The sequence below is a fragment of the Microbacterium sp. A93 genome (assembly GCF_051842835.1).
On record NZ_JBPXMT010000016.1, the window covers coordinates 38,536 to 61,519 of the forward strand.

The following is a 22,984-nucleotide window of genomic DNA, read 5'->3' on the forward strand; positions in this document are numbered from 1 at the left end:
CCGCGCGTCAATTCTGGCGACCTAGGTCTATACGACCGCTCCGTACGCGCGAATACGCTACCCAGCATGGATCTTCCATGCGTGTCATCGTCCGGCTTGTCGCGGCGTCGCGGAGCCCGTCGCCCGTCGTAGTCGCCAAGACCATCATCGCCACCCTTTACGGCGCGGATGCCGTGCCGTCCAGCAACCCGGCTGCACCTCCGGCAGGCTGACGCGGCCACATTGCATACCGGTATATGGGTCGTTGGATACTGATATATGGGTCGCGATCGTCAAGACTGAAACGAGGCCGCAACCGGAGGCGGCCCCGACGTAACCGTGCCGCATCGAACAGCTGGTCGTCACGCATCCGAGTCTGGGGGTTCAGGACGCGTGACTTCAGCACAGGAGTCGGGCGAGACTCTCGATCGCGGTGGTCACGTCGATGTGGTCAGCGGGTTCCGGCCCGCTGGCCACTCACGTTTGGGGTTCGATGCGCAAGATCGCGCGGGGTTGGCATCTTGCCCAAGTTCATGATGTAGTTACTCTCCCGGCACAATGGGGCGTCCGGGATATGAGTGGTTTGGGGGCGAGGATCCCATGTTAAACACGGGTTCACTCCGCATCGGGGGTAAGAAGCAATTGTTGGCCGAGGACGTCTTCCGGCATGTCGGAGAGGCAATCCTCAGCGGTCAGCTCAAACCGCACGAGCGCATCAGAGATATCGAGTTGGCGCGCGAATTGCACGTGTCGCGGATGCCGGTGCGAGAAGCCCTGCAGCGACTCGAGCGCATCGGTCTGGTGCGCATGTATCCCAGCCGATACACCGAGGTGAGTGAAGTCACGGATGCCACATTCGAGGCCTCGTGCGAGTTCGCCGGATTCCAATCGGGGTTCGTCGCCCACCTCGCAGCGGGGCGGATGGACGACGAGCAGCGCGCCGAGGCGGCGAGCATGATCGATCGGATCGTCGCAGCGACCGATGATCAAACGACGAGTTCGCTCATACGGCGGGACCTCTTCACGTACTTGTCGAAGCACAGTGACAACTTCCTGCAGCACAGCCTGCTCGACGAAGCGAGCCTCGCTCTGACGCGCAACCTGCAGCGGTTGGTGCGGGATCCCGCACATCGGGAAGCATCACTTCCCGCCTGGGGCGCACTGCGAAAAGCACTCCTGGCGGGTGATTCGTCCGCTGCCGAGCGCGCCGCGCGTGCCGTTCACGGGCTGGTGTGAACCCACCCGGTCACCCAGCGCTCCATCCGCGCGTAGGCATCATCGCGCGCCTGCTTGCGTGACAGGAACACGTCGTGCAGTGCGCCGTCGACGCGTTCGACCGTGACGGATGCTCCGAGCTTCAGCGCACGGCGCGCGATGTCATCGACCACCAGAACAGTGTCGGCCGAGGTGAGATCCTCCGACCAGCGCGACGGCAGCGCCGAACGCGCCGACAGCAGCACGCACACCGGCACCGGGATCGACAGCCCCTCACCTACCGCGCGGTGGCCGTCCAGGATGGCATGCAACCACCCCGCATGCACGGCCATTGCTGGCGTCGGCCGCCACTGCAAGTTCGTCGTCATCGCATCATCCGCGTCGGCGACCTCGGCCTGTGCACGCGCGTAGAAGCCGAGGTCGATCTGCGGCGTGACATCCAGCGGACGCAGTCGCGCCTGCAATTCGACCATCGGCGCGATCGCCGCGCGCAGCGGGGCGAGCTGAAACTCCAGCCACGGCGCGTTCAGGATGACAGCTGCCGCAGCATCCGGATGCCGGGATGCCCACAGGCTCAGCACCAGGCCACCCATCGAGTGCCCCATCAGCACCAGGCGTCGCGGACCACGCGAGGTGTCGGCATCCTCGGCGATGGCTTCGAGCGCGGCCGCGATATCCTCGTCGTAGGTCTTGAGATCGGTGATGTACCCGGGCGTCTGGCCATCGCGAAGGCTGCGACCGTACTTGCGCAGGTCGAGCGCGAAGAAACGCGCGCCGCGCGCCGACCAGAACCTGGCCAGGCGCTTCTGAAAGAAGTAGTCCGACCAGCCGTGCACGTAGAGCACGTCGACGCCGTCCAGCAGCGGCGGATCATCCTGCAGTGGCAGACCGCGAAGACGGCGGACGAACCGTTCCCAACCAGCGGGCTGCGGCGGCACCGGCTCAGGCAGCGCGCGCACCAGCGTCGCAACGACCTCACCCTGGTCGTCTTTTCCCAGCGGGAGGGTTCGCTGTTCGAACTCGTCGTCGAGGACATCCGGAACCCACTGCGCCATGCTGACCACCCTAATGGGGGTGAGGCATCACTGAAGTGCGGCGGCGTTGGCCGCCACGATCTCGGCGATGGCCGTGAGATCACCGGCTGAGCCTCCGACAGCCCCGGTCAGTCGAATCCAGTCGTCACCAACGAGGATGTCGACGATGGGGCTCGGAGATGCCGCCTCGTCGGTGCCGGAGTACGCCGCGTCGGCTCCCGCCACGGTAATCGCCGTCCGCCCCTCGAGGATATCGAAGGCCCACACACCACCGGGAAGATCGGTGAGCAGCAGATATTGCTCGCTTTCATATCCGCCCTCATCCGTATAGAGGCACAGGGCGCCTCCGTTGACCACGTGGTAGACCTCGGCCGGAACACCCCAGCCGCCGAAACGGCCGCCGAGATGCGCCGGCACGCCCCAGAGTGCACCCAACTGCTCCGCAGAGAGCAGTTGATCGCACTCGGCCCCTGCGATCGCAGAGGGCGCCACCTCGTAGCCCTCCTCCTGCTGGCTCGCCGCCGCCTTGTCGACCCAGGACTGGGCGAAGACGCGCGCGCCCATGGTGTCGTCCGGCGTCAGCGCGGGTGCGGACACTTCGCCGACCAGCAGCGCATCACCCTCGCGGGCCATCAGCACGCAGGCGCCGTCGTAGCATTCCGACGGCATCTCGTCGTATCCCGCAGCGACCAGCGCGTCAACGATCGCCTGGGCGCCGGGGACGATCATGACGTGCCAGCTGTCTTGCGCACCGTCCGCGCTTGGCGCTGCGTCGAACGCACACACGGCGCCGCCTGCACGTTGCGTCATGAACTCGGCAGGGCCCGCGTACCAATCGGGCGCGGATGCCAGCGCGATGCGCTCCTTCACACCATCAGCCCCGAATCCGACGAACTTGTCCATCGCCGCAGCAACCTGATCGCAGTCGATGTCGAAGGCGCTCACCGGCGCAGAACCCGGTAGCGGGTCCTCGGTGGCACTCGGACTCGGCGACGGGGCAGTGCTGACCGTCGGCTCTGGCGTCGGCGTTGGCTGGCCGGTGCATCCGGCGAGAAGCGCGAGGAGAAGAGCGGTGGTCATGATCGCCGCAGGCCTGTTCATGCGATCAGCATAGGGTGCACGGGGGCCGCCCTGTTTCCCCGGCACACCTGCAGGGCGAAAGCACGGGTGCAGGGCGAAACTACGGCGTGTCGCCGTGCATCCGTTCGATGGCACTGCATGTGTACCGGATGCTCGCCGGCCGGAGCCGCCAGGCGGCACTCACTCGCCGCGGGAGATCCGCACCATCTCGTCGCGCGGGACGACCTTGATGCGCACACGCTCGTGCGGCTCGCCGAGGGCGAGTTCGTGCTGGTCGAGGCGGTGCCAGCCGTCGAGGTCGGTCCACTTCACGCCGCGCTCCGCCAGCAACGCCGGGATGGCCTCCTCGGAGGGGTCTTCCGGATGCCACCACGAGCCCTGGTCGTTGACCAGGTGCTGCACGGTTTCCATTGCATCCGACTTGGTGTGGCCGATGAGCCCCACCGGTCCGCGCTTGATCCAGCCCGTGGCGTAGACACCGGAAACACGCTCATTGGAGTCCTTGGCGACAACCTGGCCCTCGTGGTTCGGGATCACACCGTGGCGCTTGTCGAAGGGCACATCCTTCAGCGGCGAACCGAAGTAGCCCACGGCGCGGTAGAGCTGTCCGATCGCGATCTCGCGCAGCTCGCCGGTGCCTTCGAGCCCGCCAGAGCCGTCTGGCCGCGTGCGTTCGTAGACGATCGCGGCGACCTTGCCGTCGGCATCCGTCTTGATCTCAATCGGCTTCGCCCAGAAATGCAGATGCAGGCGACGGGATGCCTCGCCTCCGGCGTTGTTCGCCGAAGGAAGCTGGCGCCATGACTGCAGCACGCGGTCGATGACCTTGACCTGCTTGTTGCTCGCGACCGCGGCGAGGGATGCCTCGTCGTAGTCGAAGTCCTCGTCGTAGACGACCACGTCGACATCGCGCAGATCGCCGAGCTCGCGCAGCTCAAGCGGGGTGAACTTCACCTGTGCGGGGCCGCGGCGGCCGAACACGTGCACATCGGTGATGTTCGAGGCCTCGAGCCCCGCATGAATGTTGTCCGGGATCTCGGTCGACAGCAGGTCCTGTGCGTGCTTGGCCAACATGCGCGCCACGTCGAGTGCGACGTTGCCGTTGCCGAGCACGGCGACCGACTCGGCATCCAGCGGCCACTCGCGCGGCACATCGGGGTGTCCGTCGAACCAGCTGACGAAGTCCGCCGCACCGAATGATCCGTCGGCGTCGACTCCGGGGATGTCGAGCTTCGTGTCGCGGATAGCTCCGGTGGCGAAGATCACCGCGTTGTAGTGCTTCTTCAGGTCTTCGAGGGTAATGTCCTCGCCGAAGCGCACGTTGCCGAAGATGCGGATGTCGCCGCGGTCGAGCACGTCACGAAGTGCGTTGATGACGCCCTTGATGCGCGGGTGATCCGGCGCGACACCGTAGCGAACAAGGCCGTACGGCGCAGGCAGCTGCTCGAACAGATCGATGGAGACGTCGAAGGACCGCTCGGTCTTGAGCAGAATGTCAGCGGCGTAGATTCCGGCGGGGCCTGCCCCGACGATGGCCAGCCTGAGCTTGGTCATGAGTGTCCTTTCGGATGCTGCAGCGATCGAGGTTCGATCAGCTGCTGCGGTCAGCAAGAGATTCTGCGAAGCGGGTGAGAGCCTCGCGCACCGCGCCCTTGGGCAGCGGCGCCAGTACGCCGATGGCGTCGCGCGTCCAGGTGCGGGCGAGCTCGAGCGTCTTCTGCGTCACCGCGTGGTCGCGCAGCTCAGCCAGCGGCTGGTCGAGGAGCGCGGCATCCGCACCTTCGGCGATACGTGCCACGCCGTCGTCGATGCGGGCGGCGAGGTCAGCGGCCGCAGCATCCGATTCTGCCTTCAACAACAGGTACGGCATTGTCGGCACGCCCGCGCGAAGATCAGTACCGGGGACCTTTCCGGTCTCCTCGGGCTTGGCGGACAGGTCGATCACATCATCCAGCAGCTGGAAGGCGACGCCGACCTTTTCGCCGTACACGCGCAGCGGCTCGACGTACTCGGCGGGCGCGTTAGAGAAGATCGCACCGCCCTGCGTCGCCGCGGCGATCAGCGATCCGGTCTTGTCGGCGAGCACCTGGATGTAAAACTCGATCGGATCGTCGCCGGGCTGCGGCCCGACCGTCTCGTGCAGCTGCCCCATGACGAGGCGCTCGAAGGTGTCGGCCTGCAGTCTGATCGCGCGGTCGCCGTAGCGAGCCATGAGCTGGCTGGCACGGGAGAACAGGATGTCGCCGGTAAGGATCGCGACGTTGTTGCCCCACACCGCGTGCGCGGCGGGAACCCCACGGCGGCGGTCAGCGCCATCCATGACGTCATCGTGATAAAGCGAGCCGAGGTGCGTCATCTCCAGCGCTTTGGCGATGTCGATCACTGCGGGGATGTTGCCCTCACCGAGCTGGGCGGTCAGCAGCGTTAGCACCGGGCGGATGCGCTTGCCTCCCGCCTCGTAGAGGTAGCGGGATGCGGCATCCGCAATGGAGTCGGCGACGCGCAGATCCACGGCAAGCCCGCTCTCGACAAGGTCGAGGCCGGCTTCGATCTCATCGGCGACGCGACGTGCGGCGCGGCCGATGAAAACGCGGTCGCTGAAGCCGAGCCGGTTCGCGAGTCGCGAACCCGGGGCGGCAGGGCTCGAAGTCACGGTTTCTACCCTACCTGGGCGCGGGCTTCGGCTTCTGCGCACGATGCAGTGCGACGATGCCGAACGAGAGGTTGCGGAAGGCGACATCGGTCCAGCCCGCCTCGCGGATCCAGCTGGAGAGTTCCTTCTGATCCGGCCAGTCTTTGATCGATTCGTTGAGGTAGTCGTAGGCATCGCTGTTCGTGCCGGCGACGCGTGCGACACGAGGCAGAACCTGGGCGTTGTAGAAGCGGTAGAGCCCGCGGAATGCCTTGGCCGGAGGCGTGGAGAACTCGTTGACCAGGAGCCTGCCGCCGGGCTTGGTGACCCGGAACAGTTCGGCGAGCGCCTTCTTCGGCTGCTGCACGTTGCGCAGGCCGTATGACATCGTGACGGCGTCGAACTCGTTGTCAGCGAACGGCAGATTCATCGCGTCGGCCAGGGCGAAGGAGAGGTTGCTCAGATGTCCGTGGCGGCGTTTGCCTTCGGCCAGCATCCCCGGTGAGAAATCGGCGGCGACGACGTCGGCACCGCTGGCGGCGAGGGATGCCGAGGAGGAGGCCGTGCCTGCCGCGAGATCGAGGATGCGCTCTCCGCGTTTCGGTGCGACAGCGCGGGTCGTGGCCGCGCGCCAGAGCGCGTCGTTGCCGAACGTCATGACGGTGTTGGTGCGGTCGTAGCCGGCCGCGACCTGGTCGAACATGCCGCTGACGCGCTGGGGGTCCTTGCCGAGGTCGGCGCGATTGGGCTGGGTCACCCGTCTAGTTTAGATCGTGTCGCCGCGGCGAGCACTGCCTGCTCGGCTGCGGATACTTACCAGAGCTCCAGTGAATACTTCGGGATGTCGTATGCGCCCCACCCCTTCATCTGCGGGTACACGACGAACATGCGGTCCTCACCGTTGATCTTCACCGGGATGCCGCAGGCCAGCGTGATCTCACCCATTTCGACGTCGTTGCACGCGATGCCGTCGAAATCGTACTCGCCGCCGCGCTCCGCAATGAGGGTGATTCCTTCGTACAGGCCGTCCGCGGCGGTGACGTCCGGTGCGGTCGTTCCTGCGATCGCCGCTTCAAAGACCGCACGCACCTGAGTCTCGCCACGCTGAAGCGCCGGCGCAGTGGGGGTCAACTCTGCTCCGGCGACGTCCACCGTCACGGTGCTTTCAGCCGACAGTTGGAAGCAGCAGGAGGGGTCATACAGGGTCGGGGCGGTCCAGCGGGCGAAGAACCCGTTCTCCGCGGATCCGAGCTCGACGATCACCTCGCGGTCGCCGCCGGTGAGGACAAACGGCTCGAACACTCCGACCGGTGCGAGCTCGGCATCCCACACCACGACCTGGTTCGGCCACGCGACTCCGCCACGATCGCAGTAGACGGATGCGGCCAGGAACTGCTCGCCTTCAGCATCCGTTCCGGTCAGCGCGAACGCGCTCTCCGTCGCGCTGGACTGCATTTCCTCGACCAGCGATCCTCCGAGCATTACCCGGCCGTCGTTCTCGGAAATGCCGGGCAGCATGCCGTCGACGAGTGTTCCGACGGGGTGCTCGCAGAGGGCAGGGACCTCGATCGTGAGCAGGGTATCCAGCGCGATGGCGGGTGCTGCGGTCGCGGTGGGTGTCGGGTCGGCCGCAGGCTCCTCCTCGCCGCATGCCGTCAGCGTCAGGGCCGCGGTCAGAACGACGGCAGCGGCAAGGATGCTTCGGGCAGTGGTGAGAACACGCATGCGCTAATCCTGTCAGCGGCCGGCGAGGGTAGCCGACCACCGTTCGGTTGCGAGTGGGCGCTCGTGGCGCTGTTTTCGCGATTTTTCGAGCCACAATTGAACACTCGCAAGGGGTGAAATGCGGGGGTTAGCGGGACGGGTTCAGGGCTTCTAGGCGATCGAGCCAGGCGTCGGCGGTCGCGTCGTCGAAGGGAGCGACCTGAGCGCGCACGCGGGTCTCGAGATCGAGCGTGAGCGCCTCGAGGTGCGTCATGACGTCGGCCGGGTAGCCGAACTGGATGCTGTGCTCGGCCCACTCGTCGCGGTCATCGACCCAGGTGCCGGAGGGCCCGTCCGCGGCTGGGCGCTCGCCCTCGATGCGAATCACGTCGAGATCCATATCGATGCCGGTGGCGAGGAGCGGATCATCTGACCAGTGGATGTCCCAGCCGAGATCGATGTAGATGCGCATGTTGAACGGATGCCGCCTGTTGATGGTGAGCGCGTGCTCGCCGGATGCCGGGATCAGCGTCACGTTCGGAGCTTCCGCGTCGAACTGAGCGCCGGGGCGTTCGCTGTGCCATCCGACGGGCTGTCCGAGCCAGTCGCCCCACTCATCCGCGCCGAGATAGACGCACTCGTGTCGCCAGTGCGGTGTGCCGTCCCATTTCCGCCACTGGAAAATCATCGGTGTCCCGCTCGCAGGTCGCGCATCCGTCGTCATTTCCCCCACCCTAAATTGCGAGTGGGCGCGCGTGGCTCGGAAATTCGAAAAAACCGAGCCACAAATGGCCACTCGCAAGGGGTGGAATAGGCTGGAGGGGTGAGCATGCGCCTGATCGTAGAGACCCGTGAGATCGATCCGGTCGACGATCTTCTCGCATATGCGCACCCCAGCGTTCCCCTCGCCTGGCTGCGCCGCGGCGACGGAATCGTCGCAATCGGCGACGGGATGCCCGTGTTCCTGCGCGTCCCCGCAGGAACAGGTGCGATGCGCAGCACGCTCATCGCAGAATCGTGGCGAAAGCTGACGGATGCCGCCGAGATCGACGACGTCGTAAATCTTCCCGGCACGGGCCTCGTCGGATTCGGAGCGCTGACGTTCGACGAGGATTCGGCCGCCGACAGCGTGCTGATCGTGCCGTCCGTCATCCTCGGCAAGCATCAGGGTCGCGGCTGGATCACCCGCATCGCGCCAGCCGGTCAAGATCTTCCCCAGGACCAACCGGATGCCACGATCGAGCCGTGCGCGTACGGACCGCACTGGGCAGGCACGCTCGGCCCCGGCGCGCAGACTCCCGAGGGGTATCAGGCGTCAGTACGCCGCGCACTCGACCGCATCGGTGCCGGCGAGATGAGCAAAGTCGTGTTGGCGCGTGACCTTGCCGGCACGATTCCGATCGGCTCCGACCTGCGCCGACTCGTGCGCGCACTGTCGACCGGCTACCCCGACACCTGGGCGTTCTCCGTCGACGGGCTGATCGGCGCGAGCCCGGAGACCCTCGTCACCGTGCAGAACGGCACCGTCACCGCTCGCGTGCTGGCCGGCACGATCGGCCGTGGCGCCGATGCCGATGAGGACGGGGAAGCCGCGGCGCATCTCGCCTCGAGCACCAAGGATCTGGACGAGCACCAGTACGCCGTGCAGAGTCTGTTGACGTCGCTGCGCCCGCATGTGCGTGCCATGGCGTCGAGCGAGCAGCCGTTCCTGCTCAAGCTGCCGAACCTGTTCCACCTCGCCACTGATGTGGAGGGCGAGTTGTCCGACGGTGAGTCAGCACTGGACCTGGTGGGAGCGCTGCATCCCACCGCTGCGGTGGCGGGGACGCCGACGGACATCGCGGTCGCCGCGATCCGCGAGCTCGAGCCGTTCGACCGGGGGCGCTACGCCGGACCTGTCGGTTGGATCGACGGCAACGGCAACGGAGAATGGGCGATCGCGCTGCGCTGCGCGCAGTTCGAAACCGAGCCGGTGCGTCGATCCGCCGAGTACTCCGACACGATCGCCGTCACCGCCTACGCCGGCGCAGGCATCGTCGCGGCGAGCGACCCGGAGACCGAGCTGCTCGAGACCCGGGTCAAGTTCCGCCCGGTGGTCGACGCGCTGGCGTGAGTTGGTGCGCGGGCGGACCTGGCAGTGCGGCCCCTCCCGCGCGCAGGCCGAGCGGATGAACCCGCAGCGCTGAGCCTCAGCTCGCCGCGAGCCGCTTCTTCTCTGCCTCGACGTCGTAGTCGGCGGTCGGCCACTGCGGATCGATCTCCTGCATCGCAGCAAGCAGCAACTCCTGCACGGCAAGTCGCGCGTACCACTTGCTGTTTGCGGGCACCACGTGCCACGGCGCAACCTCGGTCGAGGTCCGTTCGAAGACCGCCTGGTAGGCATCCATGTACTTCGGCCAGAGCATCCGATCGTCAACATCGCCCGGGTTGTACTTCCAATGCTTGTCTGGACGCTCCAGGCGCTCCATCAGCCGGGCCTTCTGCTCCTCCGGCGAGATGTGCAGCATGACCTTGATGATGCGAACTCCGGATGCCGCGACCTGAGCTTCGAAGTCGTTGATCGCGCCGTACCGCCGCTCGATCTCCTCGTCCGATGCCAGCGCGCGCACCTTTCCGACCAGGACGTCCTCGTAGTGCGAGCGGTCGAAGACGCCGATGAAGCCGGGCTCTGGCAGCCGCTTCTCGATGCGCCAGAGGAAGTCGTGCTCGCGTTCCTCGGCCGTCGGCGCTTTGAACGCCGCCAGCGTGACCCCCTGCGGATCCACACCGCCGACCACATGCCTGACGATGCCGCCCTTGCCCGCAGAATCCATCGCCTGCAACACGAGCAGCACGGAATCCTTCGCCACTCCCGCGCGACTGGCCGCGAACAGGCGCTCCTGCAACTCGCTGAGCGCCGCGATTCCGACGGCGAGATCCTTGGCGCCGGACTTCTTGTCGCCCAGATAGCCCGGATGCGAGTCAGGATCCACGTCGGAAAGCAGGAACCCATCCCCGACTCGCAGGATCTCAGATGCTTCGCTCGTCCAGCCGCGTGTGCTCATGCGTACATCCTCCCGCGAGACTTCACCAATGTCCCGAAAATCGCCCGAAACCGTGACACAGCTGAAGTCTCGCGGGCGGGCGGGGTGAAGCTCAGCGCGCGAGCGGGATCTCGAGAAGCTGGCGGCCGGAGGCCGGAGTGGTGAGCGCCTGGTCTAGTGCGGAGCGCGTTGTGATGCGCTGATACTCCCAGCCGTAGGCGAGCGCGAGATGCTCGAGACGGGTCGTGTGCGGTGTGTAAAAGACGCGATCGAGATCTTCTTTCGGCGCAGACGAAGCCACCTCGAGCGAGTCGAAGATGGTGCCGCCGCCGTCATTTCCGACGATGACCTGGATGCGCGGCTCCTGCTCGTCCGGCGGCAGCAGCAGCGCGCCGACGTCATGCAGAAGCGCGAGATCGCCGAGCAGCACCCGCGTCACCCCCGCAGCACCGGAAGCCTGGCTCGCGAGTGCGATGCCCATCGCCGTCGAGATCGTGCCGTCGATGCCGGCGAGTCCGCGGTTCGCATGCACCGGCACCTTCTTGCCGCTGAGCACCGCGTCGGCGACGCGAACGATGCGGGATGAGCCAAACATGAGCCGATCGTGCGGCCACGTCGCCCGCCACACGGCGTCGGCGAGCATCTCACGATCGATCGGTCGGCGCACGGCCTCGAGTTCCGCCCGCACGGCGTCACGCCTGATGGCGAAATCTGTGGAGTTCAGACCGTCCTGGTCGGGCGCATCCTCACTCAGATCGATGACGGATGCTGCGGATGCCTGCATCCACGCCCCCATCCAGGCACGGTCGGCGTCGCCCCGGCCGACAGCCACGGATGCCGCAGCGATCGTGCGCCCGTTCAAGTTCAGTGCTTCTCCGCCCGCGCGCACGGCGATGACCTCGACATCATCGCGCCTCAGTAGCGCCGTCACCTCACGGCTGAGGGTCGGGTGGCCGAGAACGATGGCGCGTTCGATCTGGCCGCCGAGCGAGTCATCACGCAACAATGCGCGATAGCCGTGCACAACGTGACGGCCGAAACGGGCACCGCTGACGATCTCGGCGATGAGCGGCCACGTCCCTGCGTGCGAGACTTCCTCCGCCGCCGGCCCGGCATCCGCTCCGGCGATCACAACGGTGCGCGGGCCACGTTCGAGCACGAGCGGCTCACCGGCATCCGGGGTCGGCGCTGCTCCGGGCGTGGCCGTGTATCCGTCCGGCAGCGCGCCGGACAACGGCTCGCGCGATGGCAGATTCACATGCACGGGCCCGGCGATACCGGCCAGCGCAGAAGCAGCAGCAGCCCCCATCGCCGCAGCGACCGCCCGCTCAGCAAGCCCTTCCCATGAGCCATCGCCCGGCACCGGTGCATCCACGGCGAAACGTACCCACGGGTGAAAGAGTCCGGGCTGCACGGTCGCCTGATTCGCGCCGATACCGCGCAGCTCGGGTGGCCGATCGGCGGTGAGCAGCAACAACGGCACACCGGAGTGGAAAGCCTCCATCGCCGCAGGCAGCAGATTCGCGGCGGCGGTGCCCGAGGTGCAGATCACCGCAGTCGGCACACGGGTCTCGCGAGAGAGGCCGAGGGCGGTGAATCCGGCGACGCGCTCATCGATGCGCACGTGCACGTGCAGTACGCCTTCACGGGCGAGATGCGTGGCGGCGAGCGCCAGAGCCTGTGACCTCGACCCCGGCGAGATCACCACGTCTCGGATGCCGTGCTCCACGAGCTCCGCGAGGAGGGTGGTTGCAGCATCCGATGCCGGCGATGCCGTCATGGACGTGCGTCCGGTGCGGGGCCGTCCGTCTCGTCATCCAGGCGTGCGAGTTCTTCTTCGAGACGGGCGATGCGCTCGTCCTGCTCGGACTTGCCGAGGGTGCGCAGGAACTCGGGATCATCGTCGGGTGCGACCAGGTGCATGCCCTCTTGGCCGCTGCGGCGCTTGCGTCCGAGAGCGAACCAGAGGATGCCGCCGAGCACCGGCATGAGAACAACGATCGCGATCCAGGCCCCCTTGGGCACACCACGGTGCCGCGCCGCCGGCTGCACTGCGCAGTCAACGATGCTGAAGACCCAGAAGAGGAGGGCCAGGAAGCCGCCTACGATCAGTACTCTCGCCACAGCCCCAGTCTAGGCGGGTTAGCTGAACGTGGATCGCCCACCCCAGCTCTGCCATAAGCTCCGAAGGGTAGCGCGAAAACGCCACCCTTCGACATACTGTGCCAATGGATGCTGTGAACGAGTGGCTGCTGACCTGGGGCGACAACCTGTGGACGTGGATCGTCCTGCCGATCGTCGTCCTCCTTGGCTTGTACTTCACGGTGCGCTCCGGCGTCGTGCAGTTCCGGATGATTCCGGAGATGTTCCGAACGCTGCGAGACAGCACGCCACGGACTGAGACCGGCGAGCCGCAGTCGGTCTCCGCGTTTCAAGCGTTCACGATCTCCGCAGCATCCCGCGTCGGCGTCGGCAATATCGCGGGCGTCGGCACCGCGATCGCCATCGGCGGGCCGGGCGCGATCTTCTGGATGTGGCTGATGGCCTTCATCGGCGGTGCGGCCTCGTTCATCGAGTCCTCGCTCGCGCAGCTATACAAGACACGCGACAAGGACGGATTCCGCGGAGGCCCGGCGTACTACATGCAGCGCGGACTCGGCGCGCGATGGATGGGCATCCTCTTCGCGATCATCCTCATCATCTGCTTCCCGATCGCGTTCAGCTCGTTGCAGGCGAACACCATCCAGGCCACTATCTCCGGAAGCCTCGGCGACGAGGCTGCGGGGTGGCTCCCGTTGGTAACCGGCCTCGCACTTGCCGTGCTCATGGCGCTCGTCATCTTCGGAGGTGTCCGTCGCATCGCGTCGGTTACGCAGACTCTCGTTCCGCTGATGGCACTGCTCTACCTGCTCCTCGGGCTCGTGATCGTCGCCATGAACATCGAGCGTCTCCCCGAGGTCTTCTCGCAGATCTTCACCCAGGCGTTCGGTCCCAACGAGGTTGTCGGCGCAACCCTCGGCTACATCATCCTCACCGGCGTCAAGCGCGGCATGTTCTCGAACGAGGCCGGTCTCGGCTCCGCTCCGAACGCGGGCGCGAGCGCCGCGGTCACGCATCCGGTCAAGCAGGGACTCGTACAGACGCTGGGCGTCTACTTCGACACGTTCCTCATCTGCTCGATCACCGCGTTCATCATTCTCGTGTCGGTTCCCGATCTCGCGAACGCAGAGCGAGGGATCGGCCTGACACAGGGTGCTGTCGTCAGCGCGCTCGGCAGCTGGTCGAACATCCTGCTCATCGTGATCATCTTCTTGCTCGCGTTCAGCTCGATCCTGGGCAACTATTACTACGGGCAGTCCAACATCGAATTCATCACGTCGAAGCCGGGCGTCCTTCTCGGTTACCGCATCTTCGCGATCGCGGCCGTCTTCGCTGGAGCCCTCGTGTCTGCGGATGTCGTCTGGAACTTCGCCGACGGGGCGATGGGGTTCATGGCGATCGTGAACCTGGTGGCGATCGCCTTGCTCTCCGGCGTCGCCTTCAAGCTCCTCAAGGACTACACGCAGCAGCGCCGCGCCGGACTCGATCCGGTGTTCACCCAGGCCAGGCTCCCCGGAGTGCGCGGCATCGAAGTGTGGGAGGACGAACTCTCCGTGACCGGCCCGATCCAGCTCCCCAAACAGCGCCGCCGCTGAGCGGAGCGGGCGGTCAACCGCCACCGTGGATACGCTCGAGGGCGCGGACGGCCGTTGCCGTGCCATCCTCGGCGTCGATCTGCTCGGCCAGCATCGCCGCCTTCGCGGCATACGCAGGAGTGTTGAGAAGGTCGTCGATGCGCTGCGCAAGCGTGTCGACTCCGATCTTCTTCAGCGGGAGGGGGCGGGGCCGGCGCCGAGCTCGTGGATGCGCGAGCCCCAGAAGGGCTGATCGCCGAGAATCGGACAGATGAGCGTGGGACGGCCGGCCCTGAGCCCTGCCGCGGTAGTACCGGATCCTCCGTGGTGGACGACGGCACTCACGCGAGGAAAGAGCCATTGGTGCGGGGCATCGTCGATCACGTGTACATCATCCGCTGAGGATGCGAGGAGCCCGCCCCACCCGGTCGCGACGATCGCACGCGCGCCAACCTGGCGGATCGCATCCAGCACGATCTGTCCTCGCGCCTGCGCCTTGGCACCGAATCCCATGCTCCCGAACCCGACATAGACGACCGGACCGTCCGCGCTGAGGAAGGTCTCGAGCTCAGGAGGAGCCGCCCAATCGGTGTGACCTACTCCTCGAAACCAGTACCCGGTGATGTGAGCGGAATCCGGGAAGTCGGTCGGGCGCGGAACCACATGGCGGCTGATCGGATAGAGCACCGGGACACGTTCCCCGTTCCGGTGCAGGTAATCGCTGGTTCGGCTGACGCGACGCAAGCCGAGGTGCTCTGATCGGAATCGGTTGATCATCCCGCCGTACGCGATGGCCGTGAATCGGTTGAACTGATAGCTGAACCGATTCGCGGAGCGAGGGAGGCTGCGAGCGATGAACGGGATCGGGAAGTCACCGGTGGGTGTCAGGAACGGCAACGGGAGCGACGCGACGAACGGGATACCCAGACGTTCCGCGATGTGGAAGCCTGCCAACGCCTTCGGGTGCGACACGATGAGCGTCGGCTCGACGCGCTGCGCCGCCTGCCACTGCTCCTGCAGTGACTCCCGCATCGCCTGCGTCATGCGCCGAGCCATGCGGATGGCATCACCGGGTCCGCTCGCGGAGGTCATGCCAGCGCGAACAATCTCGTGCATCTCGGTTCCCGCTGGCTCGAATCCGACCCCGAGCGCTTCGACGTCTTTCCGATAGGGTTCCGGCGCACACAGAACCGCGACGTGACCTTCGCGCCGAAGCCGCTCGGCAAGAGCGGCGTATGGGTCGATATCGCCTCGCGTGCCGAATGTGGCAATGAGCACTCGCATGAGAACCTCCGGGGTCGACGTGAACGTCGCCGACCAGACTTCCCGGCACTCCTCGCGACACGTTACTCGCGTCGGGGTGATCAGGAAAGACCACTTGTGCAAGCCAAGTGTTAGTCACTAACATTTTGTGCATGTCAGGAAGATCTGCCCGTACCGCGGAACGATTGCAGGAATGCGCCCTGCAGCTTTTCACGCAGCGCGGTTTCGATGACGTGACGGTCGACGAGATCGCGCGTGCCGCAGGAGTGTCGCACATGACGTTCTTCCGACACTTCCGTACAAAAGAAGCGGTGCTGCTGGATGACCCTTATGACCCCGCGATCGGCGCGGCAGTAGTCGCGCAGGACGTCAGGCTGCCGCCGCTGGAGAGAGCGCGGCGCGGTGTGATGACAGCATGGGACTCCGTGCCGGAGGCGGCATCGACTGATATCCGGACGAGGATAGCGATCGTGGCGGGGCATTCTGGCCTTCGAGCCAGAGCGTGGCAGAACACGCAACGCACTGAAGAGGTCATCGTTGACGCTTTGACACGTGGTGGCACCTCCCGAGAGGAGGCTGTCGTCGCCGCCGGGGCGTGCCTGGGCGCACTTATGGCCGCGCTTCTGGAATGGGGACGTTCACCGAACGACGCCCCGCTGAGCGACCGGATCCAGTCAGCTCTGGTGATGCTCGGGCAGCCGGTCAGCGAATGAATGCCACAGCGGATGCCGTCTTGGATGCGCAGGACGTGAGCAAGTCGTTCGGTGATGACCGTGCGCTCGACGGCGTGAGCCTGCAGGTGTACGCAGGGAGAATCCATGCGCTCGTCGGGCTGAACGGGGCAGGCAAGACGACCTTGATGCGCACGATGCTGGGGATGATCCGGGCGGATGCCGGACGAGTGTCGATTCGGACGGGCGTCGATGCGGTCCCACTCGAACACGTCTCCGCGTCGACGTGGCGCCACGTCGGATATCTGGTCGACTCGCCATTCGGATATCCGGAGCTGACGGCGGCCGAGACGATCGTCGCCGCCGCACGCTTGCGAGGCATGTCTGCGGCGAGCGCGAGGAGCGCGGCGCAGCGGATGATCGATCGGCTCGCCCTGCGTCAGTGGGCCGACCGACGTGCGCGCCAGTTGTCGATGGGCAATCTGCAGAGGCTGGGGCTGGCCAGTGCACTGGTGCATGATCCACGCCTCGTGATTCTGGACGAGCCGGCCAACGGACTCGATCCGGCCGGTGTTCGTCTGATCCGGGATGTCCTGCGCGCGAGCGCGGCATCCGGCGCGGCCATCCTCCTCTCCAGTCACCACCTCGACGAGATGGCCCGCCTCGCCGACGAGATCACCGTGATGCATCGCGGACGGATCGTCGGCACGCTTCCCCCTGAAGGGGTTGACATCGAGCGGCAGTTCTTCGACATGATCCTGCTCGCGGACCAGGACGACGGCGGTGCATCCTGATGAACGCCGCTCTCCACTTGGAGTTCCTCAAGTTCCTACGCGCGACGCCGGTGCGGGCGGCAACCGTCGTCATGGTCATCCTGGTGCCCGCCCTCAGTGCGGCCTTTCTCGCCTTGGCCCGTGCAGACAGCAATGGCACGCTCGCGCTCAAGATCGCACCTCTCCTGCAAGACGACGGATGGGGTGGCCTGACGGGGTTTTCGGCGCAGATCTTCTCGGTCGGCGGCCTTCTTGCCATCGGGGTGGTGGTCTCGTGGGTATTCGGACGCGAGTTCACAGAGAAGGCGTTCGGTTCACTGTTCGCGACGGCGGTTCCCCGAGAGAGCATCGCGGCGGCCAAGCTGGTGATCTTGCTGGCGTGGGGCACGCTGGTTTCCGTCGCCACTGCTCTGGCGACCCTTCTCGCCGGTCTGATCATCGGCCTCGGCGCACCGGAATCGCACGCATGGGGCGCTGTCGGACGAATCATCGTCGTCGGCATCCTCACCACTGCACTATGCCTACCTCTAGCGGTGGTCGCAAGCGCAGCACGCGGCTATCTGGCCGCGATCTCCGCGCTGCTCGCCATCGTCGTGATCACTCAGGTGACAGTCGCGCTGGGCGCAGGAGCGTGGTTTCCGTACGCCGCCACCGGGCTATGGGCCGGTCTCGGGGGTGCGGTGCTCTCTGCCGAAGTGGAAGCCCCGCAGCTGCTGCTCGCTGTGCCCATCGGAATGGTCGCTGCCTTCGGAACCTGGCTGTGGTGGCGTCGTGCGTTCGTGCAATAGTGATCAGCGCTCGACGCGCTCGTCGTCGTTCGCGCGCGCCAACTGCCGATAGTGACGATTGCGGATGCCGAGCACGATCGATGCGAGGATCGCCGCGACGACGGAGGCAGTGAGGATCGCCACCTTCGCGTGATCGTGGTGGTCGCTACCGCTGGCGAAGCTGAGTTCGGCGACCAGGAGCGACACGGTGAATCCGATGCCGGCGAGCAGACCCACGCCCGCGAGGTCGATCCAGCGCAGTGACGGGTCGAGGTTGACCCGTCGTATTCGCGTCACGAGCCACGTCGCGAGAGTGATCCCGATCGGCTTGCCGACGATAAGTCCGAGCATGATCCCGATCACCACCGGATCGTTGAAAGCGGAGACAAATCCCTCCACGCCACCGATCGCCACCCCCGCGGAGAAGAAGGCGAACACCGGTACTGCCACCCCCGCCGAGATCGGCCGGAATCGGTGTTCGAAGACCTCCGCGAGGCCCGGCCCCGCATCCGCGTCCGCGTCACGAGCAGCCTTCTTGTGCAAGACCGGGATGGTGAATCCGAGGAGCACACCGGCGATGGTCGCGTGGATGCCGGATGCATGCAGCAGCGCCCACGCGGTGACACCGATCGGCAGCAGCACGAGCCACGCCGCTCCAGAACGCAGGTGGAAGAACTCCCTGCCCAGTTGGGCGATCACACCGTACAAGGCGATGGCCACCAACGAGAACACGAGCGGGACGAGATTGATCGTTTCGGTGTAGAAGATCGCGATGATGCCGATCGCGATCAGATCGTCGACCACCGCCAGCGTGAGCAGGAAGATCCGCAGTGCGCTGGGCAGGTGCGAGCCGATGATAGCGAGCACCGCAACGGCGAACGCGATGTCGGTGGCGGTCGGAATCGCCCATCCCTCGGTCGCACCACCGGCCCCTGCCACAATCGCGAAGTAGATGACCGCGGGCACCACGACTCCCCCGACGGCGGCGACGATCGGCACGATTGCCGTGCTGGGCTTTCGCAGGTCCCCCGCGACGAACTCCCTCTTGAGTTCGAGCCCGACGAGGAAGAAGAAGATGGCGAGCAGTCCGTCGGCAGCCCACGCACCGAGCGACAAGCGGAGGTGCCACGGCTCGTAGCCGATCTCGAAGTCGCGCAGTGCGAAATACGAATCCGCCCACGGCGAGTTCGCCCAGACGATCGCGATCGCGGCGAGCGCGACGAGAAGGATGCCGCCGACGGTCTCCTTGCGGAGGATCTCGCCCACGCGCAGCGATTCCGCACTCGAAGAAGAGGGGAAAAGGCTACGGACACGAGCGATGCGGGAGGGTTTGGGCGACATGAGCGCCTTTCGGGTCGACGATAGTGACGTCGACCAGGCTTCCCGACACTCCACTATCCATCGTAGTAGTCAACGCGGCGCCACGCGCCTCCCCGTCAACGCAATTGCGCGAACTTCTCCACGCTCGTCGTCGGCCCGACGACGAGAACCGTGTCGCCCTCGTGGAGGACAGTATCGGCCTGCGCGTTTCGCCAGTCGCCAATCGCCGGGCGATAGGCGGCGATCGTGACTCCGTGGTCGCTGCGCACCGCGCCATCCGCCAACGTGATTCCATGCAGATACTGAGGAGCCACTGTCTTGACGATCGCGTACCCCTTGTCGATCTCCAGATAGTCGGCCGCAGCTCCTCGCACGAGGTGCGCAACGCGACGCCCCATGTCCTTATCGGGGTAGATCACCCTGTGCACCCCGAGCTGTTCCAGCACCGCACCGTGCCGCTCGTCCACAGCCTTCGCCCAGATCACCGGAACCTTGAGCTTCAAAAGCAATGAGGCGGTAAGGATGGATGCCGTGATGTCGCTGCCGATGGCCACGACGACCCGATCGAACTCGCCGACGGCGAGCTGCTCCAGGACATCAAGTCGGGTCGAATCGGCGCGAACGACCTGGGTGAGCTCGCCGTTCAACGACTGCACGATGCCCTCATCCTCGTCGATGCCGAGCACCTCGGTTCCGGAAGCCATCAGCTCGAGAGCGAGAGCCGTGCCGAACCGGCCCAGTCCGATGACGGCGACCGAGTCGGCCTCGGCGATCCGTTTCGTGTCCTGACCGAAGGAGAGGAATTTTCCCATCGGGTGTCCTTTCAATAGTTGTAGGGATGCTCGGCGTCCGGTCAGCCGATGGCGGGGCGTTCTTTCGGTAGCTCGTATGCCGTCGGTCGCTCTCTCAGCGCGAGGGCAGACCCGAGGGTGAGTGGTCCGAGACGGCCGAGGAACATGAGCAGGACGAGAATGATGTGCGCAGCCGGCGGCAGACTCGCGGTGATACCCGTCGACAGGCCGACGGTTCCGAAGGCCGACACCACCTCGAACAGCACCCGGTCGAGATCGAGGTCGGTCATGGCGAGGATCGCGATGACGGCCGTCATGATCGCCCCGAGCGCGATGATCACCACGGTGATCGCCTCGCGGTGAACAGCGCGTGACAGCCGCTTGCCGAAGATGTTCACCGCGGTGCCTCCGCGCAGTTCGGTCCACATGATGAAGAACAGCACCGCGAAGGTTGTGAGCTTGATTCCTCCGGCGGTGCCGGCTGGGCCGCCCCCGATGAACATCAAGACATCGGTGCCCAGCCAGGTCTCGTCATGCATCAGCGAGACGTCGACGGAGTTGAATCCGGCGGTGCGCGACTGGACCGAGTGGACGAATCCCGCGAGGAGGCGCGTTCCCAGGGGAAGCTCACCCAGCGTGCCCGGGTTATCCCACTCGATGAAAAGCACGAATGCAGTACCGACCAACAGCAGCACCGCTGTCGCAGCCAACACGATTCGCGTGTTCATCGACCAGTGCAGCGGGCGCCGGAACTCCCGGCGCAACTGGCGCAGAACCGGGAACCCGAGGCCGCCCAGGATGATCGCACCACAGATCGGCAGGCAGATCCAGGGGTCCGAGACAAAGCCCATCAGGCTGTCGCTGTAGAGCGCGAAACCGGCATTGTTGAAGGCGGATACGGCATGGAACACCGCATGCCATGCGGCGCGCCCGACGTCATACCCGTACTCCGTGGCGAATCTCGCGAAGAGCAGAAGCGCCACCACAGCCTCGATCACGAGCGTCGTGATCACGATGCCGGCGGCAACCCTCTTCATGTCGCCGGCGCCGGGGGTCTTCGTCTCTGTGCCGGCGATCACCCGGGACTTCACGCTGAACTTGCGCGCGAGAACGAGTCCCACCAGCGCGGCAAAGAGCATGATGCCGAGGCCGCCCAGCTGGATGAGCACCAAGATTACGATCTTGCCGAAGGGGCTCCAGTACACGGCGGTGTCAACGACCACCAAACCGGTGACACACACGGCGGATGTCGAGGTGAACAGTGCCTCGACGAACCCCGTCCAGGTGCCGTCAGCGGACGAGAGCGGCAGCATCAGCAGCGCCGTGCCCACCAGAATCGCCGCCCCGAACCCCGACACGATCGCCTGCGCGGGCGCCATGGCACGGCGCTTGGTGAGCCGACCACGTGCGGTGGTGCTGTGTGAAGTCACGAAGAAGCACACTACTCCTCAGCGCGCGGTTTTCGCGCCGCGTCAGTGCCCTGCGCCGAGGTTTCCGCTCAACCGCTGGTGAAACGCCGCGGCGGTGTCGTTGAGCCCGCGAATCTCGACGGACTTGCCGCGGTTGTTGTACTTGGTGATGACCGCGTCGAGCGCGGCAACCGTTGATGCATCCCAGATGTGGGATCTACTCAAGTCGATGACGACGCGCTCGGGGTCGTGCGTGTACTCGAATAGGGTGGTGAGATCGTTGCTGGAGGCGAAGAACAACTCGCCGTCCACCTCGTAATAGGCAATGGCCGGAACCTGCTCCTCAGCGGTGACCTTGCGTGTCACGGTGACGAAATGCGCCACACGCCTGGCGAACATGACCATGGCCGTGATGACGCCGAGAATGACGCCGATGGCGAGGTTGTGGGTCCAGACAGTGGCCACGACGGTGATGAGCATGACGGCGGTTTCGCTCTTCGGCATCCGCCTGAGGGTGGCCGGATGGATGCTGTGCCAGTCGAACGTGGCGGCGGAGACGAGAATCATCACGGCGACGAGAGCGGCCATCGGGATGATCGCGACGATGTCGCCGAGGGCGAGGACCAGGATGAGGAGGAAGACGCCTGCGAGGAACGTGGAGATCCGGGTGCGCGCACCGGACGCTTTCACGTTGATCATGGTCTGTCCGATCATGGCGCAACCGCCCATTCCGCCGAACGCTCCGGAGAGGATGTTCGCCACACCCTGTGCCCATGCCTCTCGGGTCTTGCGGGAGTGCGTGTCGGTGATGTCGTCGACGAGCTTGGCCGTCAGCAATGACTCGAGCAGGCCGACGACAGCCATAGCCAGGGCATATGGTGCGATGATGCCGAGCGTCTCGAACGTGAGCGGCACGTTCGGTATGAACAGCTCGGGAAGGCTCTGTGGCAGCTCGCCCTGATCGCCGACGTTCGGCACGCTCCAGCCGAAGACGACGACGGCCGCCGTCAGCAGGACGATCGTGACGAGAGGGGCCGGGACGACCTTCGTGATCCGGGGCATCAGGAACAGGATGAGCAGGCCGACCGCGACGAGGGGGTAGACCAGCCATGGCACGTCGAAGAGCTGCGGCAGTTGTGCGAGAAAGATCAGGATAGCCAAGGCGTTCACGAAGCCGACCATCACCGAGCGGGGAATGAATCGCATCAGCTTCGCCACACCGAGCACGGCGAACACTATCTGGATGACGCCACCCAGCAGGACCGTGGCAATGAAGTAGTCCATCCCGTACTCACGCGCGACAGGTGCGATGACCAGCGCGATGGCTCCGGTTGCGGCGGTGATCATCGCGGGGCGACCGCCCAGGAAGGCGATCGCGACCGCCATCACGAAGGACGAGAACAGGCCGACGCGGGGATCCACTCCGGCGATGATGGAGAAGGCGATGGCCTCCGGAATCAGCGCGAGCGCAACGACGAGTCCGGCGAGCACCTCACGGGTGAGCAGTCGAGGGCTGCGCAGCGCTTGCAGAACAGTGGGTTCGATACGATACCGGGACGAGCTGTCGCGCGTCGAAGTGACGGCAGTCATGTGGCCTCCTGGGTCGAACAGACTCTAACGTAACGTTAGGTTTGATGACGAATCGATGA

General features: G+C 65.7%; 22 protein-coding genes. 7 read left to right on the plus strand and 15 right to left on the minus strand.

Annotated elements, in window-relative coordinates:
• Positions 1 to 77: 77 nt before the first annotated feature.
• Positions 78 to 212, plus strand: coding sequence for a hypothetical protein (locus ACSU1G_RS30715; protein WP_439284810.1), 135 nt, complete (start codon positions 78 to 80; stop codon positions 210 to 212).
• Between the two features lie 367 nt (positions 213 to 579).
• Positions 580 to 1,215, plus strand: a complete 636-nt coding sequence (locus tag ACSU1G_RS30720; protein WP_439284812.1) for a GntR family transcriptional regulator — start codon at positions 580 to 582, stop codon at positions 1,213 to 1,215.
• Here the strand turns inward: ACSU1G_RS30720 and ACSU1G_RS30725 are convergent.
• From ACSU1G_RS30725 to ACSU1G_RS30755, 7 genes are all read right to left on the minus strand, one after another.
• Entirely contained in the window at positions 1,200 to 2,249 is a 1,050-nt protein-coding gene (locus tag ACSU1G_RS30725; RefSeq protein WP_439284814.1) for an alpha/beta hydrolase, read from the minus strand. The genes ACSU1G_RS30720 and ACSU1G_RS30725 overlap by 16 nt on opposite strands.
• A gap of 27 nt (positions 2,250 to 2,276) precedes the next feature.
• Complete coding sequence (locus tag ACSU1G_RS30730; protein WP_439284815.1) at positions 2,277 to 3,329, minus strand: hypothetical protein; 1,053 nt, start codon at positions 3,327 to 3,329, stop codon at positions 2,277 to 2,279.
• Positions 3,330 to 3,488: 159 nt separating this feature from the next.
• Entirely contained in the window at positions 3,489 to 4,862 is a 1,374-nt protein-coding gene (locus tag ACSU1G_RS30735; protein WP_439284817.1) for an FAD-dependent oxidoreductase, read from the minus strand.
• A 37-nt stretch (positions 4,863 to 4,899) separates the two neighbouring features.
• Entirely contained in the window at positions 4,900 to 5,961 is a 1,062-nt protein-coding gene (locus tag ACSU1G_RS30740) for a polyprenyl synthetase family protein (RefSeq protein WP_439284819.1), read from the minus strand.
• A 10-nt stretch (positions 5,962 to 5,971) separates the two neighbouring features.
• Positions 5,972 to 6,697 carry a class I SAM-dependent methyltransferase gene (locus tag ACSU1G_RS30745; RefSeq protein ID WP_439284820.1) on the minus strand — a complete coding sequence of 242 codons (726 nt, stop codon included), beginning with the start codon at positions 6,695 to 6,697 and terminating at the stop codon, positions 5,972 to 5,974.
• Between the two features lie 56 nt (positions 6,698 to 6,753).
• Entirely contained in the window at positions 6,754 to 7,665 is a 912-nt protein-coding gene (locus tag ACSU1G_RS30750; protein WP_439284822.1) for a hypothetical protein, read from the minus strand.
• 127 nt (positions 7,666 to 7,792) lie between these two features.
• Entirely contained in the window at positions 7,793 to 8,368 is a 576-nt protein-coding gene (locus ACSU1G_RS30755) for a hypothetical protein (protein WP_439284824.1), read from the minus strand.
• A 105-nt stretch (positions 8,369 to 8,473) separates the two neighbouring features.
• Here ACSU1G_RS30755 and ACSU1G_RS30760 point away from each other — a divergent pair, with 105 nt between their 5' ends.
• Positions 8,474 to 9,757, plus strand: a complete 1,284-nt coding sequence (locus ACSU1G_RS30760) for an isochorismate synthase (RefSeq protein WP_439285086.1) — start codon at positions 8,474 to 8,476, stop codon at positions 9,755 to 9,757.
• 76 nt (positions 9,758 to 9,833) lie between these two features.
• On the opposite strand, the gene ACSU1G_RS30765 is transcribed toward ACSU1G_RS30760, so the two are convergent.
• From ACSU1G_RS30765 to ACSU1G_RS30775, 3 genes are all read right to left on the minus strand, one after another.
• Positions 9,834 to 10,688 carry a PPK2 family polyphosphate kinase gene (locus ACSU1G_RS30765; protein WP_439284826.1) on the minus strand — a complete coding sequence of 285 codons (855 nt, stop codon included), beginning with the start codon at positions 10,686 to 10,688 and terminating at the stop codon, positions 9,834 to 9,836.
• A gap of 91 nt (positions 10,689 to 10,779) precedes the next feature.
• A complete protein-coding gene (menD, locus tag ACSU1G_RS30770) occupies positions 10,780 to 12,447 on the minus strand; it encodes a 2-succinyl-5-enolpyruvyl-6-hydroxy-3-cyclohexene-1-carboxylic-acid synthase (RefSeq protein WP_439284828.1) in 1,668 nt (555 codons plus the stop codon).
• Complete coding sequence (locus tag ACSU1G_RS30775) at positions 12,444 to 12,791, minus strand: PLD nuclease N-terminal domain-containing protein (RefSeq protein WP_439284830.1); 348 nt, start codon at positions 12,789 to 12,791, stop codon at positions 12,444 to 12,446. Before ACSU1G_RS30775 ends, menD begins: the two co-directional genes overlap by 4 nt.
• A gap of 104 nt (positions 12,792 to 12,895) precedes the next feature.
• Between ACSU1G_RS30775 and ACSU1G_RS30780 the strand changes: the two genes are divergently transcribed.
• The gene (locus ACSU1G_RS30780) at positions 12,896 to 14,362 is read left to right on the plus strand and encodes an alanine/glycine:cation symporter family protein (RefSeq protein ID WP_439284832.1); all 1,467 of its coding nucleotides are present in this window, start codon (positions 12,896 to 12,898) and stop codon (positions 14,360 to 14,362) included.
• Between the two features lie 171 nt (positions 14,363 to 14,533).
• Here the strand turns inward: ACSU1G_RS30780 and ACSU1G_RS30785 are convergent, their stop codons facing one another.
• Positions 14,534 to 15,625 (minus strand): glycosyltransferase, encoded by a 1,092-nt coding sequence (locus ACSU1G_RS30785; protein WP_439284834.1) that lies wholly within the window; start codon positions 15,623 to 15,625, stop codon positions 14,534 to 14,536.
• Positions 15,626 to 15,756: 131 nt separating this feature from the next.
• Here ACSU1G_RS30785 and ACSU1G_RS30790 point away from each other — a divergent pair, with 131 nt between their 5' ends.
• The 3 genes from ACSU1G_RS30790 to ACSU1G_RS30800 are packed head-to-tail and all read left to right on the plus strand — an operon-like array spanning position 15,757 to position 17,836.
• Positions 15,757 to 16,317, plus strand: coding sequence for a TetR family transcriptional regulator (locus ACSU1G_RS30790; RefSeq protein WP_439284836.1), 561 nt, complete (start codon positions 15,757 to 15,759; stop codon positions 16,315 to 16,317).
• Positions 16,314 to 17,069: an ABC transporter ATP-binding protein gene (locus ACSU1G_RS30795; protein WP_439284838.1), complete on the plus strand. Its 756-nt coding sequence runs from the start codon at positions 16,314 to 16,316 to the stop codon at positions 17,067 to 17,069. Before ACSU1G_RS30790 ends, ACSU1G_RS30795 begins: the two co-directional genes overlap by 4 nt.
• Positions 17,069 to 17,836, plus strand: a complete 768-nt coding sequence (locus ACSU1G_RS30800) for an ABC transporter permease (protein ID WP_439284840.1) — start codon at positions 17,069 to 17,071, stop codon at positions 17,834 to 17,836. The genes ACSU1G_RS30795 and ACSU1G_RS30800 overlap by 1 nt, the downstream gene beginning before the upstream one ends.
• Before the next feature lie 3 nt (positions 17,837 to 17,839).
• On the opposite strand, the gene nhaA is transcribed toward ACSU1G_RS30800, so the two are convergent.
• The 4 genes from nhaA to ACSU1G_RS30820 form a co-directional block, all read right to left on the minus strand.
• Positions 17,840 to 19,156: a Na+/H+ antiporter NhaA gene (nhaA, locus tag ACSU1G_RS30805; RefSeq protein ID WP_439284842.1), complete on the minus strand. Its 1,317-nt coding sequence runs from the start codon at positions 19,154 to 19,156 to the stop codon at positions 17,840 to 17,842.
• Positions 19,157 to 19,251: 95 nt separating this feature from the next.
• Positions 19,252 to 19,947, minus strand: a complete 696-nt coding sequence (locus ACSU1G_RS30810; RefSeq protein ID WP_439284844.1) for a potassium channel family protein — start codon at positions 19,945 to 19,947, stop codon at positions 19,252 to 19,254.
• 41 nt (positions 19,948 to 19,988) lie between these two features.
• The gene (locus ACSU1G_RS30815; RefSeq protein WP_439284846.1) at positions 19,989 to 21,356 is read right to left on the minus strand and encodes a TrkH family potassium uptake protein; all 1,368 of its coding nucleotides are present in this window, start codon (positions 21,354 to 21,356) and stop codon (positions 19,989 to 19,991) included.
• A gap of 42 nt (positions 21,357 to 21,398) precedes the next feature.
• Positions 21,399 to 22,925, minus strand: coding sequence for a SulP family inorganic anion transporter (locus tag ACSU1G_RS30820; protein WP_439284848.1), 1,527 nt, complete (start codon positions 22,923 to 22,925; stop codon positions 21,399 to 21,401).
• Between the last annotated feature and the right edge of the window lie 59 nt (positions 22,926 to 22,984).